Below are 431 nucleotides of genomic sequence, written 5' to 3'. Positions count from 1 at the left end.
AACCTCTCAGTTACTCCCACCGCCGGCACCGAAGCGGGAACCACAGCAATCACCGTTACCGCCACAGCATCCCAAGCAGTTACAAGCGCTCAAACAGTTAATTTAGCATTAACTGGTACTGCTAGCGCTGCTGATTTTACAGGTGCTATTCCCGCTCAAATCACCATCCCAAACGGCAGCAATACTGGGCAAGTAACCCTCACAGTTAACGATGATAATCTTGTCGAAGGCACGGAAACAGCTACCTTAACGATTAGCAGCCCATCATCGGGGATACTATTAGGAACTACGACTAATCAAAGTGCGACGATCGCAGACAACGACATTGCTGGAATTACAGTCAGTCCAACCTCCGGATTAACCACAACCGAGGCGGGCGGTAAAGCCACATTTACAATCAAACTAGACTCTCAGCCAACAGCCGATGTTGC

1 protein-coding gene is annotated in these 431 nt (G+C 49.4%); it reads left to right on the top strand.

What is annotated here, in order from left to right; all coding sequences use genetic code 11:
* A partial coding sequence (locus tag QT984_RS29555) for a Calx-beta domain-containing protein (protein ID WP_333375560.1) occupies positions 1–431 on the top strand: 431 nt, incomplete at both ends.

Source organism: Microcoleus sp. Z1_B2 (assembly GCF_036700325.1).
In the GTDB taxonomy this organism is placed as follows: domain Bacteria; phylum Cyanobacteriota; class Cyanobacteriia; order Cyanobacteriales; family Microcoleaceae; genus Microcoleus.
The sequence above is the reverse complement of the archived record's forward strand: the minus strand, read 5'-3'. Positions and strand labels throughout refer to the sequence as shown.